Here is a 17371-nt window from a genome sequence, read left to right on the forward strand (position 1 = left end):
TTGACTTAACTGGCTAATTGGAAGTTTTCTTTTTTTCTCTGGGAAAACCAAACTGTGAAGAAAAAGGACACCAAAAGGTAAGCACCAAAAATAAAATTAGCCCCTGGCAAAACCTTACTGATTTCAAACCAATCCCCGGTAGTAATCAAAAAGTAAGCAGCGTAGCAGAATTTCAGTAATTCAGGGATCCAGGCATTGGGATTTTTATCCATTAATTCTGTGAAAGCATAGACCGTCAGAAATACAAATCCTCCATAATAGAAAATCCCCGGAGCGCCGATTTGAGCAAGACTTCCAAAAAGATAGCTTAAAAGTAAGAGTAAAATGATCAACTGAACGAACGACCAGGTGATCATCCCTTTACTTAATTGCGGACTGTATTTTTCGAAATGATAGACGTCCTCAATTTTTTGCACTGGATATTTTTTTGCTACATCAGCAGGCCTCCAGCCAAGAGGCATAAACCAGATTTTGAGCTTATCAGACCACTTCTTGGCTCTCCAAGCATCTTTGATCAGAAGCCACAAATGCATAAAATTAATCTTAATAGGATTCCAGGTTTGGACAGGTCGGGTTACTCCATAGACCGCCGGGATACCTTCCTTTTCTTCTTGATAAGTTCCAAACCATTTGTCCCAAAAGATGAAGATCTGGCCATAATTCTTGTCCAGATATTCCGGATTGATCGCATGGTGAACTCGGTGATGGGAGGGGGTGACGATGATTTTTTCCAAAAAACCCATCTTTCCAATATGTTGGGTATGATACCAAAACTGGGCAAAAAGATGCAAAGGTGCTACAATGGCAATTACTTGAGGAGGCACCCCCAATACGGCTGCTGGAATCAGGAAAACGGCAAAAATCTTGACAATTCCGGATATACTCTGACGAAGGGCACATGCCAAATTAAACTCCTCACTGCTGTGGTGAATGATATGATTGTTCCAGAATAGATTGTACTCATGGGCAATCCTGTGAGTCCAATATCCGGCAAAATCCAAGGCAAAAAAGGCAATCACATAGACTATCCAAGTAGCCTTGATCTCAAAGAATCCTAATTTCCCATGGAGCCAAGCATAGGAAATAACCACGACACTTAGCCCCAACACATCTTTGGTGGCATTGGTGATGCCGGAACTAAGGCTGGAGATCATGTCCGTTAAGGGAACCGTGTCTTTGTTTTTCATGATTCCCCACACCTTTTCAAACATTACCAGCACAAAAAATGCCGGCATTGCAATCAATAAAATCTTACCGTAGGTTTCCATTTGGGTCTATTATTCTAAGCTTAAACTTATGTAATGAAAACCTCTGATTCAATAGGATGGTTCTGAAAAAGACTTTTTTGACCTGGATCAAGGATTTTGTATTCTTGAAAGATTTCTATATTCCTAGCTTCAAAATAGCTTCCATGAGAATAATTCTACTGTTTTTCCTTCTTTTCACCACAGAACTAGCCTTCGCTCAAATATCCCGGGAGGAAATTATTAAAGCCTCAGAAACCCAATTAAGATCTTCACTGATAGAGTTCCGGGAATATTTGAGCTTACCCAATAATGGCAATAGTCCGGCAGATATTGTGCTAAACTTGGATTGGACCCAAAAGGCTCTGCGAGAACGTGGATTTCAAACTCAGATTTTAACTGGAAACGGGGTTCCTCATCTCTTTGCTCAAGGGAAAATGGATCCTAAAAAGAAGACCATCTTAGTCTATATGCAAGTGGATGGTCAAGCGGTGGACTCTTCTGCATGGAATCAAGAAAGCCCCTATATCCCAGAATTAATGGAAGAAATCGAAGGAAAATGGGAACCAATCAATTGGAATTTTTTGGATGGAAAAATAAATCTGGAGTGGAAAATCTTTGCACGCTCGGCTTCTGACTCCAAAGGTCCTACAATGGCATTCTTCTCTGCCTTAGATATTCTGCAGCAAAAGGGAATCGAGCCTTCAGTGAATCTCAAACTTATTTTGGACTTTCAGGAAGAAATCAGTTCACCGGAATTGGCACCACTAGTGTCTGCTAACAAAGACCTTTTCCACGCTGACGGGATTCTGATCCTTGATGGAACTCGTCATTTTTCCAACCTTCCCAATCTAGCCTTTGGAGCCAGAGGAATAGTCACGGCCACGATCAAGGTCTTTGGCCCATCCAATAATCTCCACAGCGGTCAATATGGAAATTTTGCTCCCAATCCGGCCTTTCAGCTTTCCCGGCTTTTGGCAGCCATGAAAGATGAGTCGGGGAAAGTTCTGATTCCGGGCTTTTATGAAGGTGTTTCTATTTCAGAAGCCGATTTTAAAGCAATGAGCGAAATTCCTGAGGACAATGTGGAAATGGCTCACGAAATGGGTTTTGCCGAAGCAGAAAAAGTGGGAAGAAATTATCAGGAGGCGCTCCAATTTCCTTCTCTCAATATCCGAGGGCTAAAATCCGGCTGGGTTGGAAGCGAGGTAAGAACTCTGATTCCAGCAGAGGCAGTGGTTGAAATCGACATTCGAACAGTCAAAGAAACGCCCAATGAAAGGCAGTTGGCACTCTTGCAAAAATTCATTCTTGAGCAGGGATATTATTTAATAGAAGGCTCTGAACCTACTGAGGAAGAAAGAAAAAGCTATTCAAAAATTGCCTCACTTAAAACAAGAAATGGCTCAGAACCTTTTCGTGCAGCCATGGATTCCGAGTTTGCATTCTGGCTTGATCGGGGAATGACTCATGTTTTTGGAGACCAATACATCAAAACCCGGCAAACCGGTGGATCTCAGCCCATGGCTCCCTTTATTAATATTCTTGGTGCTCCGGCTGTGTCAGTAAGAATTCCCAATCCTGACAACAATATCCATGGCCCGAATGAAAATATCCGGATCGGAAATTTCCTAGAAGGAATTCAGACTTGTCTAGGAATTTTAACCCAAGCCTTTTGATGGAAAATCAGGCAGATATAATAGCTGTTGTAATTGTTACACTTACAGTATTTTTTGTTCTGAAAATCAGCGGAATAAAAAATAAAATTGTTCAAGGAATTTTGAATTGGTTTCCTTCAATTCTCTTTGCCTATGTGATTCCGGCGGCTTTTACCCATGCCTTTCAATGGGATCTTTCGACTGTCATTCTCCATTCTTGGAGTCGCAACTGGATCATCCCCATCACCCTTTTGGCGGTAATGTCTGCTTTGCCTTTGAAGCAGTTGGCGATTGTAGGAGCTAGGCCTCTGATTTTGTTTTTTGCTGGCAGTATGATCATTGCTACACTACCGGCAATTTTGGGGGGTATCTATTCTATACTTTCCCCAAATTCCAAAGAAATATTCTTGAATCAAGAATACTGGAAGGGTTTGGTTCCGATAGTAGGAGGATGGATAGGAGGAAGCACTTCTCAATTGATTCTCAAAGAACTCGCCCAAACGCCCGAAAATATTTTTCTATCGGTGCTGGTTTTGGATAACATCCTGGTCAATATCTGGACAATCCTGATGTTTCAGTTTATCAAAAAAGGGGAGAGCCTGAGTGAAATTTTAGGAATCAAGGATAAGTTGCCTGCTAATCTCGCCTCAAAACAGGTGTCCACTGGAAAAAAGATTTATCCTTGGATTACAGGTCTTGTTTTTCTTTTGTTGGCTGGTATCACCTTCTTCTTGGAACTTTCTTTCCTGAATCTTGTAATTAGCCTTTCCATTCTGGGAATGTTGCTTGGAAATTTGATTCCAAACTGGAATACTGCCTTTTCGCTGAAATTAGGAGGTATTTGTATAGTCCTTGTGATGGCAATTTTAGGTCTAAGACTAGACTTTAGCAATCTCAGTCTGCCATTTCCTTTTGTAGGCTTAGTTTTAATCTGGTTGGTTCTTCACTTCCTGGGAATGCTGGCAGTCGCAAAAATTCTGAAACTAAACCTGATCTGGGTTCCTATCGCATCTATGGCCAACCTTGGAGGAATTTCAACTGCTCCGGCGGTGACTTCTGCTTATCGCAAAGACCTGATGCCTCACGCGGTTTTATTGGCAATCTTGAGCATGGTAACTGGAACAGCTTGGGGAATGCTAACCATTTACCTCATTGGGTTTTTAGTTTAGACTAGCCCAAAAAGTCAAAACCATCACTTCGACAACTCCTTAAAAAAATTCTATAGAGTGTTTACTTTTTTAACATCAAAATTGGATCAAAAGTAAATGGGTTAAGCAGCCTCATGAACTTCCAAGATCAAAATCTGTCCTTCAGGTGCCAAGCATTTTATTTTCATACTGCCGGGTTTGAAAACCTGAAGGCAATCTCCTTGATCTAAAAGGATATCCTGAAATTCAAAAACTCCAGCATGCGGCATGGCTAAAATGGAGGACTCAGCTTTAAATTCTGCACTTTGCTTTTCTTTGAACTTAGAAAGAAACAAGGAATAGACTTTTATACCAGTTGAATGGGATGGACTTTCCCATACTTTTCGAATATCTCCTTCGAAATCTTCCAATTCTAAGGGGGCTAGAAAATCATTATTTAGTTCATGGGGAAGGCATACTCGGAGAATATGTATGGAATCTGTAGGTGTGGCATTTTTTACGCTTAAAGAGTCTTTTTTGGAAAATAGCCGAGTCCAAAGGTTTCCATACCTTACCGCGTCAGTTTGCTCTAAAACAACTTCTCCCAAAAGAGGCAAAATCATTTCTATCCGGTCGTCACCAGAGGAAAGAAGAATTTCAGTCTCTGGACCCAAAGTGATCTCCTGTATTTGAATCTCAAGAGACTCTGAAAAGGGCACGAGCCGGTTTCTGATCACCCATTGGTCATCCTGAATCCATTGCGCTTTACTTTTGAGCAAAATTCGCTTTTCCATAAGTAGTTCCAATTTACCGATCCAAATGTAACTACCAAAGAACGAGGCAAATTGAATTTTGGACTTTTCAAATCTTAAAAATGTGCTAATTTTTTAATGCTGTCTGGACTATTTACAGTTCTTAACCTTTGCGAGGAATGAGAAACATTTTTCGTCTCTTCCAGCAACTCTCAAATCAGATAAAACATTTGGCTTTGATTCCCTTGAATTCAAAATGTGAACAAATATTGAATAGGATTTTATTAAACTAGCCCACGGAAAACACACAATTATGGAAATACCCAGTTTGGCTCAAATCAAAAAAGAGCTAGCCTTTTTACCTGAAGCAGAACTTATCGACTTGATTGCTGATTTGGCGAAGTTTTCAAGGGACAATAAGGCTTTTTTGTTTTTCAAACTCAATGAAAAGTGCCAACCCAACCTTTTTCTCGACTTAGCCAAGGAAGATTTAGAACTGGCCTTTCAACAGACTACGATCCGAAGTTCCTTTGCTGCCAAAAAGGCTGCACAATCAATTCGCAGAAAATTGAACAAGCTGCTCAAACTGAGTAAAAACAAGGCCGATCAGGCTGAGCTGATATTATTTTATGCCGAAAAGTTGAAAGACTATGGCTACTTAAAATTCAATCATTCCGTGAATATGAATATTTTTCAAATGCAACTTCAAAAATCCGAAAAACTGATAGAAAAACTCAACGAAGACCTCCAATATGATCTAGGTTTAATTCTGGAAAATCTGAGAAATTAGAAGGGACAAGAAACTTCGATCTAAACCTCAACTGGAATATTTTCTGAAGGAATTCTCCCTTTAAAACTTGCTGCATAAACCCATATAACCACATCAAAATCTATGAAAATTACAACTCAATCAAACCCTATTGAATTAGGAAAAGCAGCAGGTAGGATCGGTGCTGATTTGATCCGAAATGGAATCCAACAAAAAGGGTTTGCAAACATTATTCTGGCCACCGGAACCAGTCAGTTTGAAACCTTGAATCAACTTTTACAAGAGGATTTGGACTGGAATGCCGTCACTGTTTTTCATTTGGATGAATACATTGGGCTCCCTATTACCCATCCGGCAAGCTTTAGGAAATACCTAAAAGAGAGGTTTTTTGACAAGGTTAAATTGAAAGCCTATCATTTGATTGATGGAGAAAATGATCCCGAGAAAGAATGCGAGCGCTTATCCCAATTAATTCAAAAACATCCTATTGATGTGGCTTTTGTTGGGATTGGTGAAAATGGGCATTTGGCCTTTAATGACCCTCCGGCAAACTTTGAAACTGAAATCCCTTATCTGGTAGTGGAATTGGACGAAGCATGTCGAGCTCAACAATTAGGAGAGGGATGGTTCCAGGATATGGATTCAGTCCCCAAAAAAGCCATTTCCATGTCAATCAATCAAATTATCAAGTCTAAGGCGATCATTTGTTCAGTCCCGGATTTAAGAAAAGCAAAGGCTGTTAAAGATTGTCTGGAAGGAGAAATTAGTATTTGGCATCCTGCTTCAATTTTACAATCTCATTCAGCTTGTCAAATTTTTCTAGACCAAGACTCTTCATCCCTACTTTCTGCTAATTCATAGGAAAGCTCTTGTTTTGATAAGGTAAAATTTGGTATTTATAGAAATTCCAAATGTAGAATTTGGATAAACCCATTATCACCAACCCAACCTAGCCTATGGCTCAAAGCCCAGCAGCCGTTAAAGCGGAATCGCTTAGCGCAAGAGATACCTGGATTTCGATAGGAATCATCGGTATGCTTTTTTTCATTTTTGGTTTTGTTTCTTGGGTAAATGCCATCTTAATTCCTTACTTCAAAATCGCATTTACCCTTAGCAACTTCGATTCATACTTAGTAGCATTTGCTTTTTACATTTCCTATTTGGTGATGTCTGTGCCCTCATCTTATTTGTTGAAGGCAGTTGGCTTCAAAAAAGGAATGATGTACGGATTTTTTGCCATGTCGATTGGGGCATTTCTATTTGTTCCGGCTGCGATGTCCAGAACCTATGAGCTTTTTCTCTTGGGCTTATTCACATTAGGAACTGGACTGGCAGTTTTGCAGACAGCAGCCAATCCTTACGTGACTGTTTTAGGTCCCAAAGAAAGGGCTGCACAGCGGATTAGCATCATGGGGATTTTCAATAAAGGAGCCGGAATTTTGGCACCAATCCTCTTTGCTGCAGTGGTGCTAAGGGTAGGAGACAATGAACTTTTTCAGCAGTTGGATTTAATGAGTCCTGAGGCTAAAGATGAGGCTTTGACAGAATTGATTCAACGGGTAATTACCCCATATACAATTGTTGGAACCGTGCTGGTCGGTTTGGGAATTTTTGTGAGGTTTTCACCTCTTCCTGAAATCGACACGGAGCATGAGTCAGAGGAAGTTGCTGTCGCAAATTCAGGCAAAACTTCAATATTCCAGTTTCCCCATTTGATTTTGGGAGCAATAGCCATCTTCCTTCACGTCGGAACACAGGTGATAGCAATAGACACCGTAATACCTTATGCGAATTCATTCGGGATCAGCTTGTTGGACGCTAAAGTATTTCCATCATTTACCTTGGCCTTTACCATTTTGGGATATTTGATTGGGATTTCACTGATTCCTAAGGTGATCTCCCAAGTCAATGTATTGAGAATTTGTACGCTTCTGGGCACCATTTTGACTTTGTTTATTGTCTTTGCGGAAGGACCAATTCAGTTCTGGGGGATGACTGTGGACATATCCATACTTTTTGTGGTATTGCTCGGCTTAGCCAATTCCTTGGTCTGGGCGGGAATTTGGCCATTAGCCCTGGATGGATTGGGTCGTTTTACCAAATTGGGAGCTTCTTTGATGATTATGGGCCTTTGTGGAAATGCCATTATGCCCATGCTCTACGGCTATTTCGCAGATTTGTATTCAGTTAGATTGGCCTACTGGGTTTTATTTCCTTGCTATTTGTACTTGGTCTTTTATGCAGTTTATGGACATCAGATCAGGTCATGGAAAAGGTAATTGCAAAATCCATATTAGATGACTTGTCTTATGAGATTGTCTTCTCAGATAATAAGATTCAGGATGTGACTCTTCTGAAAGAATCATTGGAGACTGATCTTTGGTTTGGTCCCGGATTCTTTGATATTCAGGTAAATGGGTATGGGGGTTATGATTACAATAGTCTGCAAAACAATTTTTTGGACTTGGGTCAAATTTCGAGAATTATTAGAGAAAAAGGGGTTTGCTATCACTTTCCAACCGTGATTACCAATAGTTCGGAGATGCTTATCAAGCTTCTAAAGCAGATAACTCAATTGATTCATTCCGACCAAGAAGCCAAAGAAAGTATCCAAGGAATTCATTTAGAAGGACCGTTTATTTCACCAGAGGATGGCCCAAGAGGAGCGCATTTTAAAGAATTTGTTCAAGCTCCGGATTGGTCACTTTTTCAAAAATTCCAAGATGCTGCAGAAGGAAATATCAAGTTGATAACCCTTTCCCCAGAATGGGAGGGGAGCCCTTCTTTTATTGAAAAATGTGTGGATTCTGGGGTTGCGGTATCAATTGGGCATACTAATGCCAACCAAATTCAAATTCAAGAAGCAGTAAAAGCCGGAGCGACTCTTTCCACTCATTTAGGAAATGGGGCTCACGGAATGCTTCCCAGGCATCCAAACTACCTCTGGTCCCAATTGGCTGAGGACGACTTAGCCTCATCAATTATTGCCGATGGATTTCATCTCCCCAAGGAAGTAATCCAGGTTTTCAAAAAAGTAAAAAGAGATAAACTGCTTTTAGTAAGCGATTCAGTTGCCTTAGCAGGAATGGAATCCGGAGATTATGAAACCCCAGTTGGAGGAAAAGTCAGGCTCACTTCTGAAGGCAAGCTCCATCTTCGTGAAAACTCTCAGACCCTAGCAGGATCAGCAATGAACTTGTTGCAGGGAGTGAATTTTCTACTTCGGAATCGACTTGCTAGTGTCTCTCAAGCTTGGAAAATGGCCTCCGTGATTCCTCATCAGGTAATTCAGAAGAATTCCTATTTGTGGAATCCTCAAACCTCTCCGGATTTGGTAATCGCACAAATGAATGAAAATTCAGAATTGGAGATTTTGAAAACCATTCAAAATCACAGGGAAGTCTATAGTCAAATGTCATAAACCCAAAACTCCATGTCCAGTAATTTTAACCGCAGAAATTTCCTTAAAGCAGCAGGAACAAGCACCTTAGGATTAGGGGCCTTAAGTCCAGCTTTTTCTTTCAATATTCTTTCTTCTTATCCCTTGAAAGAAAAATACAGATTGGCTGTGATTGGAGTCAATAGTAGGGGAAGTCAGCATATTCAGGCTTTGGCAAAAATTCCAAATGTAGAAATTGCATACATCTGCGATGTGGATTCGAGGGCTTTGGAAAACGGGATTTCTTTGGCGGTGAAGTCAGGAAGTGCAAAACCACCAGTCGGATTAAAAGATTTCCAAAAAGCTCTGGAAGATAAATCTTTGGATGCGGTGACTATAGCCATGCCAGATCATTGGCATACTCCCGCGGCGCTTTTAGCAATGCAAGCCGGAAAACATGTTTACATTGAAAAACCAGGTTCGCATAATCCTGCCGAGGCGGAATTATTAACTGAAGCCACTCAGAAGTATGGAAAAGTGGTCCAAATGGGAAACCAGAGAAGATCCTGGCCGCGGGTTCAGGAGGCGATGAAGGAACTTCATTCTGGGGCAATAGGAAGGGTTTATTACGCCAGAGCTTGGTATACCAATACCCGAAAATCAATTGGTTACGGAAAAACAGCCCCTGTTCCAGATTGGCTGGATTTTGAACTTTGGCAAGGTCCAGCGCCTAGATCAGAGTTTAAGGACAACTTAATTCATTACAATTGGCACTGGTTCTGGCATTGGGGAACAGGTGAAATTGTCAATAACGGGGTTCACTTTTTGGATTTAGCCCGTTGGGGTTTGAAGGTGGATTATCCTACCAAATGCTATTCCAGCGGGGGTAGATATCATTTTCAGGATGATTGGCAGACTCCAGATACACAGATTGCCAGCTATGATTTTGGGGATGGGAAATCTATTTTGTGGGAAGGAAGAAGTTGCAATGCAAGAGATATCAATGAAATGGGTTCTGGAGTTTCTTTTCATGGAGAAAATGGAACCTTAGAACTTCTGAATAATTCCTACAAGATTTTTGACAATTCAAATAAGCTAGTCAAATCAGCAGAGCCAACTTCCAACACGGTAGTGGATCAGAGAGGGGCTGGATTTGATATGGACATAGATCACTTCACCAATTTCATCAATGCAATTGACCATGGGGAAAGCTTGATTTCTCCTTATCCGGAAATCAAGAAAAGTGTGCTTCTGTGCCATTTAGGCAATATTTCTTACCAAACAGGAAGATCTCTTGAGATCAATTCACAAACTGGAAGGATTGAAAATGATGCGGAGGCTATGAAACTTTGGGGAAGAACTTATCAAGCTGGCTGGGAACCAAAATTATAAGCCATGGAAATCAGGATGCAGGAACCCTCAAATAGATTGGTATCGATAGATGCCTTGAGGGGATTTGATATGTTGATGATTTGTGGTGCAGATGCGTTTTTTAGAAGTTTTGAAGGGAAGACAAACTTAGCTTGGCTGGATGCTTTAGCCCTTCAATTTGAACATCCAGAATGGATTGGATTTACCTTTTATGATTTCATTTTCCCGCTTTTTCTTTTTGTAGCCGGAGTTTCCATTCCTTTTTCATTGGAAAAAGCTATTTCCCAAAAAGTATCCAAAAAGGAGATCTATAAAAAAGCACTAGTCCGCATGTTGATTTTGATTGGCTTGGGGATGCTGGATAAAAATGCACCTTTCCCCTTTTTCGATTGGGAGCAAATCCGTTTGGGAAGCGTCCTGGGAAGAATTGGAATTGCGGGATTTGTGACTGTCTTTTTATACTTGAATTTTAATGCTCAAAAGAGACTTTTGTGGGTTGGAGGGATTTTATTGGCTTATTATGCAGCAATTTTTCTTATTCCCGTTCCAGGATTTGGAGCAGGAAATCTGAGTTTTGAAGGGAATTTGGTGGGCTGGTTTGACCGCACTTTTTTACCCGGAAGATTACTTCAGGGGACTTTTGATGAATTGGGGATTTTGACCACATTTCCGGCCATTTGTTTGACCATTTTGGGGGCTCATGCAGGAGGAATTATGAGAAATGCGAACCAGCCCAAATCCGAAAAGTTGAAAAGCCTGCTTTTGGTCGGAGTTGTTTGTATGGGAATTGCGCTTCTATGGAGCATGCATTTTCCCATTTTCAAAAGAATGTGGACGAGCTCTTTTATCCTTTTAACAGGAGGAATGGCATTTTTATTCTTGGCCCTATTTTTCTGGATTATCGATATCCTCCAAATTAAGAAATGGTCCTTCTTCTTTGTAGTAATTGGGATGAACAGTTTGACCATTTACATGATCTATCGCTTTGTTAATTTTAAATATACTGCAAGGCTATTATTTGAAGGACTATACAGGCCTTTGGGAGATGGCTGGGTTCCCGTCATGGAAAGTCTCGGAGCTTTAGCTTTGGTCTGGTTGCTACTCTACTTCTTGTATCAAAAGAAGATCTTTTTCAAAGTATAAATCTTAATCTATTATTTACTTGAATAATCTCTAGTAACTCTATTTCAATTTGTTATGAATTATAAACGAAGGTCATTTATAAAGAAAAGTTTGGCTGCTGGAGTGGTCACAGGAATGGGCACATTGCCTTTTTCTTTGTCCGCAAAGTCCAAAGCTGATCCTATTAAAATCGGAATTATTGGATTGGATACTTCCCATTCTCCTGCTTTTACCAAACTTTTTAATTCGGAAAATCCTAGACCTGAGTTGGCTGGTTTTCGGGTAGTCGTTGCATATCCTTATGGGAGCAGAGATATTGAATCCAGTTTCAAACGAATTCCAGATTACATCAATCAAGTCAAGGAATTCGGAGTAGAAATCACTGAATCGATTGAGGAGCTTTTGTCCAAAGTTGACGTGGTTCTGTTGGAAACCAATGATGGAAAACCTCGCTTAGAACAGGCGAGAAAGGTGATTCAGGCAAAAAAGCCATTCTTTATCGATAAGCCCATTGCGGCTAGTTTTGAAGATGCCCTCACCATTTATAAAGAAGCAATTCAAAATCAGGTTCCTGTCTTTTCAGCTTCCTCCCTTCGCTACATGAGCAATGCACAGGCGGTAAGACATGAAGGGAAAATCGGGAAGGTTTTGGGATGCGATGCATTTAGCCCGGCAACTCTGGAGCCTGGGCATCCCGATTTATTTTGGTATGGGATCCATGGGGTGGAAATCTTAATCACCGTTATGGGACCTGGCTGTGAATCTGTCAGCAGAACTACTTCCCAAAATGAAGAATTAGTAGTTGGAAAGTGGAAAGATGGAAGAATCGGAACTTTCCGTGGTATGCGAGCTGGAAAGCATGAATATGGAGGAACTGCTTTTGGTTCAGAAGGAAACCTGGTTTTGGGTAATTATGAAGGCTATGAACCATTGGCCGTAAAAATTGCCGAGTTTTTCAAGACTGGAAAATCACCAGTGGATGCATCCGAGACTATAGAAATCTATGCCTTCATGGAAGCTGCCGAGGAAAGCAAGCGAAGGGGAGGAGCGAGCGTTTCCCTTCCATCCTTGCTTTAAATTGAGCTAAATTTCATTCATTTCGATTTATTAGGTTTTAGACCTATTTTACTACCATGATTTTACGAAAAAATTACCCCCTGAAGTGGCTCTTTGCAGTCCTGTTTTTGATTTCCGTCCATGTATCGGGACAATCAGTTCTCTGGGAAAAAGATGGCAATTCTTACTTCCAAATTGAAAAGAATCAGATCGTTCGCTATTCTCTTCCTTCAAACCAGCCAGCTGTCTTTATTTCTAGTTCAGATCTGACTCCAGCTGGAAAAAGTCCTCTGGTGGTTAGAGATTTCAGCTTTTCTCAGGATGGAAAAAAAGCCCTTATCTATACGAATACCAAAAGAGTTTGGAGATTGGATACCCAAGGAGATTATTGGGTCTTGGACCTACAAACCAAGGAACTCAAGCAAGCTGGAAAAGGGCTTCCAGAGTCTTCTTTGCGATTTGCAAAACTCTCTCCTGATGCCTCTCAAATCGCTTATGTAAGCGAATTCAACTTATTTGTGGAGAATTTGGCCAACGGTCAAATCACTCAATTAACCAAGGATGGAAATCGAAAACTGATCAATGGAACCTTCGATTGGGCTTATGAAGAGGAATTTGCCTGTAGAGATGGATTTCAGTGGAGCCCTGATGGGAAAAAGATTTCCTACTGGCAGATTGACGCCAATCAAATCCGTGATTATTATATGATGAATTTTACGGATTCTGTTTATTCTCAAGTTGTTCCGGTGGAGTACCCAAAAGTAGGGGAATCACCCTCTCCAGCACGAATTGGGGTTATTGAACTGTCAAGCCAAAAGACTACCTGGCTAAACATTCCCGGAGATCCGCAGCAGCATTATTTGCCAAGAATGGAGTGGAATAATCCAGACTTGCTACTTGTCCAGCAGCTAAATCGAAAGCAAAATCACAGTAAAATCTACGCGGTCAATGTACCTAAGAATGAGGCCAAGGTGATCGCTGAGGAAAAAGAGGAAACTTGGATTGATGTGCTTTCCAACTGGGAAAATGTCTATGGATTAACCTATCGCCATGAATTCAAATGGCTTAACGACAAGAAGGAGTTTCTTTGGTTTAGTGAAAAAGACGGTTGGAGACATGTGTATAAAATCGGCTTGGATGGAAAGGAAACTTTGCTGACTCCCGGCAATTATGATGTGATCAATCTACTTCACCTGGATGAGAATAATAAGGTTGCTTATTTCCATGCTTCCCCAGACAATGCTACCCAGAAGTATTTGTATAAAATCAAACTAGACGGAAAAAGTAAGGCAGAAAGAGTGACTCCGGCCATTTTTGAAGGCACCAACACCTACACTATTTCGCCTTCAGGTCAGTTTGCTTTTCACCAGTTTAGCAACAGCTACACTCGTCCATCTAGTGAGTGGATTTCCTTGGGGAAGCATCAGCCATTGGATCCTGAGAAAAGCATAGAAAGTAATTTGGCCAAATATCAAGGCCCAAAAACGGTCGAATTCTTCAAAATCAATACAGCTGACGGTACTGAAATGGACGGTTGGATGGTCAAACCCACCAATTTTGATTCCTCTAAAAAGTATCCTGTGGTCTTTTTTGTCTATACCGAACCCTGGGGAGCCAATGTCAAGGATAGTTATGGTGTGGGAAGAAATCGCAATTATGAAGGCGATATGAGCGCAGATGGATACATCTACATTTCCATTGATAACCGAGGAACACCAGCACCAAAAGGGCGAGCTTGGAGAAAAAGTATTTACCGGAAAATCGGCCGTCTCAATATCTCAGATCAAGCCGAGGCAGCTGCTCAGATAGTAAAATGGGATTTTGTGGATCCAGAGCGGGTAGCAGTTTGGGGGCATAGCGGGGGAGGTTCTGCAACCCTGAACCTCATGTTTCAATACCCGGAGATCTACAAAACCGGGATTTCCCTGGCAGCTGTAGCCAATCAATTGACCTACGATAACATTTATCAAGAACGGTACATGGGTTTACCACAGGAGAATCTGGAGGATTTTGTAGCTGGATCACCGATCACCTATGCCAAAAATCTTCAGGGAAATCTACTGTATATCCATGGAACTGGCGATGATAATGTCCACTACGATAACGCTGAGATGTTGATCAATGAATTGATCAAGCATGGAAAGCTGTTTCAGTTTATGCCTTATCCCAACCGATCTCATGGAATTTCGGAAGGCGAAGGGACTACCGCTCATTTGAGAAAACTATATACGGACTTTTTGAAACGGTATTGTCCTCCAGGGGGAAAGTGATGGGGAATTAAGAATTAAGAATTAAATAATTGATGAGATTTTCTAATAGAAAAAGTATGAAGTCCTTTATTATTGGATTAGGACTAACCCTCGGTCTAAGCACGCATGTGCATTCCCAAAATACCTTCACCAGAGCTGATACCTTGAGGGGAAGTATTACTCCAGAGCGGGTCTGGTGGGATTTGGGGTATTACCATCTGAAGGTGGAAGTATTTCCTGAAAGCAAATCGATAAAAGGAAGTAATCTGGTTCGATATCGGGTAAAAAGCTCCAATCAAATTTTACAGATTGATCTTCAGGAGCCATTGATTATTACCTCTGTAGTTCAGGATGGAGAGAAATTGAATTTCAAAAGGGAAGGTGCTGCTCACTTCATTACCCTAAAAAAGGAGCAGGTTCCGGGACAAGTAGAAGAACTCTTGATTTCCTACGAAGGGAAACCTGTGGAAGCCGTTCGTCCCCCTTGGGATGGTGGGATCACTTGGGTGAAAGATTCTAATGGGAAGCATTTCATTGCCTCCTCCAACCAAGGAATAGGTTCCAGCGTTTGGTGGCCGACAAAGGATCATCCAGCGGACGAGGTGGACAGTTTGATGATCAGCGTGACCGTGCCAAAAGGCCTCATGGACGTCTCAAATGGACGATTAGTCAATATAGAAATGGGGCCTACATCAGACACTTTTCATTGGTCGGTGGCAAATCCGATCAACGATTATGGGGTGAATATCAACATCGGCGATTATGTTCATTTCGGAGAGAAGTTTGAAGGGGAGAAGGGGACTCTGGACATGGATTACTTTGTGTTGAGAGAGAATCTGGAAAAGGCCAAGGTACATTTTGAGGATGCCAGAAAAATGATGGAGGCCTTTGAGCATTGGTTTGGGCCATATCCATTTTATGAGGATGGCTTCAAGCTCGTAGATGCACCCTATCTGGGAATGGAACATCAAAGTTCCGTGACCTATGGAAATGGCTATCAAAAAGGCTATCGTGGCCGGGATCTAAGCGGAACAGGCTGGGGAATGAAATTCGACTTCATCATAATCCATGAATCGGGACACGAGTGGTTTGCGAATAACATCACCTACAGTGATGTGGCTGATATGTGGATCCATGAGAGTTTCACCAACTATTCTGAAAGCCTGTTTTTGGATTATCATTTTGGGAAAGAGGCCGGACAGGAATACGTGAGAGGCACCCGAATGAATATTTCAAATGATATTCCAATCATCGGAAAATATGGAGTCAACAAGCGGGGTTCGGGAGATATGTATTACAAAGGCGGAAACTTGCTCAACATGCTTCGCGAGATCTTGAATGATGATGAAAAGTGGAGAGGCATTTTGAGAGGATTAAATCAGGAGTTTTATCATCAAACCGTGTCAACCCAACAGGTGGAAAGCTACATTGCCCAAGCATTCGGAATGGATCTGAAACCTATTTTTGACCAATATTTAAGAGATGTCCGAATTCCGATTTTGGAATACTACTATTCAGACGATCAAACGCTTAATTATCGATGGATCAATTGTTTGCCCCATTTTGAAATGCCGGTGGATGTAAGTTTGGGAGGGGAAAAACTTCGGCTTTCAGTAAATACTCGATGGTCTCAGCTCCAAGTCAAAGAAATTGCAGACGTAGAGTTGGATTTGGACTATTATGTGGGAGTAGAAAAGATGAGGTAAAAGAATATAAAAAAAGGGCCAACAACGGCCCTTTTTTGTGTCTATATAAATTAATACTTCAAATTTTCATCCTTATCCCAAATTCCCCAGTAAGCCCCAACATCGCCCTCGGCGCCGACTTTCCAAGATTCATCAAAGGAAGAAAAATAGAAAATGTCAATATCCTCCAGTTTTGACCAGGTTTGAATATTGATAAAGTATTTCATAAAGTTTTCATCTGAAGGAATAGCTCCATACAATGGAGTTCCCTGACTTGGCCAGCCTGTTTCGGTAATAATAACTTTTTTGCCCTTGCCAGCTTTTAAGGCTCGGTTATACATATCCTTGATGTACAAAAGGGAATAATCCAAGGCACAGCCTTCCCAATAAGGATAGCAATTGGCCAAGATCACATCGCAAGCCTCGGTGATTCTGGGGCGGTGTTCAAATTCGTAATAGGCATCCACATAGCCCACAGGCGTTTTGGGAATTTCTTCTTTTACTTTTTCGATAAACTCCACAAGCTGGTCCTCAGAAAGATCTTTTCGGTACATAACCTCATTCCCTACGGCTGCAATATCCACGTAACCTTCTTTTGCCAACTTAATCAATCCCGCAATTTCGGCTCGGTTGATTTGGTCATCTTTTCCCAGCCATGCACCCACCAAGGTTTTCATCCCCATTTCTTTAGCGATCATTGGAATGAGTTCATTTCCTTCGGTGCAAGAGAAAGAACGAATCCACTGGGTATAGGGCCGGAGGATTTCCAGCCTTCTCCGAATTTGTTTTTCAGTCAGCGTATCTCCGGGTTTTTGCCCTTCCTCATAGGGGCTGATGCATATTCCGTGAAGGCCATCCTGAAGCAATTCACGAAAAGATTCCGCTAATTCTTGTTTACTGAGTCCGTTCAGGTTTTTTCCGGCAAGAGCCAAAATTTTATCCGCGTTGAAAGACATTTT

At 41.3% G+C, this 17371-nt stretch carries 14 protein-coding genes; 11 read left to right on the plus strand and 3 right to left on the minus strand.

All coding sequences use genetic code 11. The annotated features are described in order from the left end of the window. Positions 1-5: 5 nt before the first annotated feature. The gene (locus G458_RS0109270; RefSeq protein WP_026951660.1) at positions 6-1268 is read right to left on the minus strand and encodes a sterol desaturase family protein; all 1263 of its coding nucleotides are present in this window, start codon (positions 1266-1268) and stop codon (positions 6-8) included. Positions 1269-1411: 143 nt separating this feature from the next. Between G458_RS0109270 and G458_RS0109275 the strand changes: the two genes are divergently transcribed. Continuing rightward, positions 1412-2923: a M20/M25/M40 family metallo-hydrolase gene (locus tag G458_RS0109275; RefSeq protein ID WP_035467992.1), complete on the plus strand. Its 1512-nt coding sequence runs from the start codon at positions 1412-1414 to the stop codon at positions 2921-2923. Next, on the plus strand, positions 2923-4071 hold the full coding sequence (locus G458_RS0109280) for a DUF819 family protein (RefSeq protein ID WP_035467966.1): 1149 nt from the start codon (positions 2923-2925) through the stop codon (positions 4069-4071). The genes G458_RS0109275 and G458_RS0109280 overlap by 1 nt, the downstream gene beginning before the upstream one ends. 101 nt (positions 4072-4172) lie before the next feature. On the opposite strand, the gene G458_RS0109285 is transcribed toward G458_RS0109280, so the two are convergent. Then, positions 4173-4823, minus strand: coding sequence for a hypothetical protein (locus G458_RS0109285; protein ID WP_026951663.1), 651 nt, complete (start codon positions 4821-4823; stop codon positions 4173-4175). Between the two features lie 271 nt (positions 4824-5094). On the opposite strand from G458_RS0109285, the gene G458_RS0109290 reads away from it, so the two are divergent. From G458_RS0109290 to G458_RS0109330, 9 genes are all read left to right on the plus strand, one after another. Further along, entirely contained in the window at positions 5095-5571 is a 477-nt protein-coding gene (locus tag G458_RS0109290; protein ID WP_026951664.1) for a hypothetical protein, read from the plus strand. Between the two features lie 102 nt (positions 5572-5673). After that, a complete protein-coding gene (locus G458_RS0109295; RefSeq protein WP_026951665.1) occupies positions 5674-6411 on the plus strand; it encodes a glucosamine-6-phosphate deaminase in 738 nt (245 codons plus the stop codon). Positions 6412-6506: 95 nt separating this feature from the next. Beyond that, positions 6507-7829: a sugar MFS transporter gene (locus G458_RS0109300; protein ID WP_026951666.1), complete on the plus strand. Its 1323-nt coding sequence runs from the start codon at positions 6507-6509 to the stop codon at positions 7827-7829. Then, positions 7817-8971 carry an N-acetylglucosamine-6-phosphate deacetylase gene (locus tag G458_RS0109305; RefSeq protein ID WP_026951667.1) on the plus strand — a complete coding sequence of 385 codons (1155 nt, stop codon included), beginning with the start codon at positions 7817-7819 and terminating at the stop codon, positions 8969-8971. The genes G458_RS0109300 and G458_RS0109305 overlap by 13 nt, the downstream gene beginning before the upstream one ends. A 12-nt stretch (positions 8972-8983) precedes the next feature. Beyond that, the gene (locus tag G458_RS0109310; RefSeq protein WP_026951668.1) at positions 8984-10321 is read left to right on the plus strand and encodes a Gfo/Idh/MocA family protein; all 1338 of its coding nucleotides are present in this window, start codon (positions 8984-8986) and stop codon (positions 10319-10321) included. A gap of 3 nt (positions 10322-10324) precedes the next feature. Beyond that, positions 10325-11443 (plus strand): acyltransferase family protein, encoded by a 1119-nt coding sequence (locus tag G458_RS0109315; RefSeq protein ID WP_026951669.1) that lies wholly within the window; start codon positions 10325-10327, stop codon positions 11441-11443. 54 nt (positions 11444-11497) lie between these two features. Then, entirely contained in the window at positions 11498-12499 is a 1002-nt protein-coding gene (locus G458_RS0109320) for a Gfo/Idh/MocA family protein (RefSeq protein WP_026951670.1), read from the plus strand. Positions 12500-12555: 56 nt separating this feature from the next. Beyond that, positions 12556-14748: a S9 family peptidase gene (locus G458_RS0109325; protein WP_035467967.1), complete on the plus strand. Its 2193-nt coding sequence runs from the start codon at positions 12556-12558 to the stop codon at positions 14746-14748. Positions 14749-14804: 56 nt separating this feature from the next. Then, entirely contained in the window at positions 14805-16433 is a 1629-nt protein-coding gene (locus tag G458_RS0109330; protein WP_035467994.1) for a M1 family metallopeptidase, read from the plus strand. Between the two features lie 50 nt (positions 16434-16483). Here G458_RS0109330 and G458_RS0109335 read toward each other — a convergent pair whose 3' ends face one another. Continuing rightward, positions 16484-17368 carry a glycoside hydrolase family 17 protein gene (locus G458_RS0109335; protein ID WP_026951673.1) on the minus strand — a complete coding sequence of 295 codons (885 nt, stop codon included), beginning with the start codon at positions 17366-17368 and terminating at the stop codon, positions 16484-16486. Positions 17369-17371 lie beyond the last annotated feature (3 nt).

The sequence above is a fragment of the Algoriphagus mannitolivorans DSM 15301 genome (assembly GCF_000429425.1).
Taxonomy (GTDB): Bacteria; Bacteroidota; Bacteroidia; order Cytophagales; family Cyclobacteriaceae; genus Algoriphagus; species Algoriphagus mannitolivorans.

Excerpts from the sequence above, each read along its gene's own strand:
- G458_RS0109270 (WP_026951660.1), bottom strand. The coding sequence starts at position 1,268 with ATGGAAACCTACGGTAAGATTTTATTGATTGCAATGCCGGCATTTTTT.
- G458_RS0109275 (WP_035467992.1), top strand. The coding sequence starts at position 1,412 with ATGAGAATAATTCTACTGTTTTTCCTTCTTTTCACCACAGAACTAGCC.
- G458_RS0109280 (WP_035467966.1), top strand. The coding sequence starts at position 2,923 with ATGGAAAATCAGGCAGATATAATAGCTGTTGTAATTGTTACACTTACA.
- G458_RS0109285 (WP_026951663.1), bottom strand. The coding sequence starts at position 4,823 with ATGGAAAAGCGAATTTTGCTCAAAAGTAAAGCGCAATGGATTCAGGAT.
- G458_RS0109290 (WP_026951664.1), top strand. The coding sequence starts at position 5,095 with ATGGAAATACCCAGTTTGGCTCAAATCAAAAAAGAGCTAGCCTTTTTA.
- G458_RS0109295 (WP_026951665.1), top strand. The coding sequence starts at position 5,674 with ATGAAAATTACAACTCAATCAAACCCTATTGAATTAGGAAAAGCAGCA.
- G458_RS0109300 (WP_026951666.1), top strand. The coding sequence starts at position 6,507 with ATGGCTCAAAGCCCAGCAGCCGTTAAAGCGGAATCGCTTAGCGCAAGA.
- G458_RS0109305 (WP_026951667.1), top strand. The coding sequence starts at position 7,817 with ATGGAAAAGGTAATTGCAAAATCCATATTAGATGACTTGTCTTATGAG.
- G458_RS0109310 (WP_026951668.1), top strand. The coding sequence starts at position 8,984 with ATGTCCAGTAATTTTAACCGCAGAAATTTCCTTAAAGCAGCAGGAACA.
- G458_RS0109315 (WP_026951669.1), top strand. The coding sequence starts at position 10,325 with ATGGAAATCAGGATGCAGGAACCCTCAAATAGATTGGTATCGATAGAT.
- G458_RS0109320 (WP_026951670.1), top strand. The coding sequence starts at position 11,498 with ATGAATTATAAACGAAGGTCATTTATAAAGAAAAGTTTGGCTGCTGGA.
- G458_RS0109325 (WP_035467967.1), top strand. The coding sequence starts at position 12,556 with ATGATTTTACGAAAAAATTACCCCCTGAAGTGGCTCTTTGCAGTCCTG.
- G458_RS0109330 (WP_035467994.1), top strand. The coding sequence starts at position 14,805 with ATGAAGTCCTTTATTATTGGATTAGGACTAACCCTCGGTCTAAGCACG.
- G458_RS0109335 (WP_026951673.1), bottom strand. The coding sequence starts at position 17,368 with ATGTCTTTCAACGCGGATAAAATTTTGGCTCTTGCCGGAAAAAACCTG.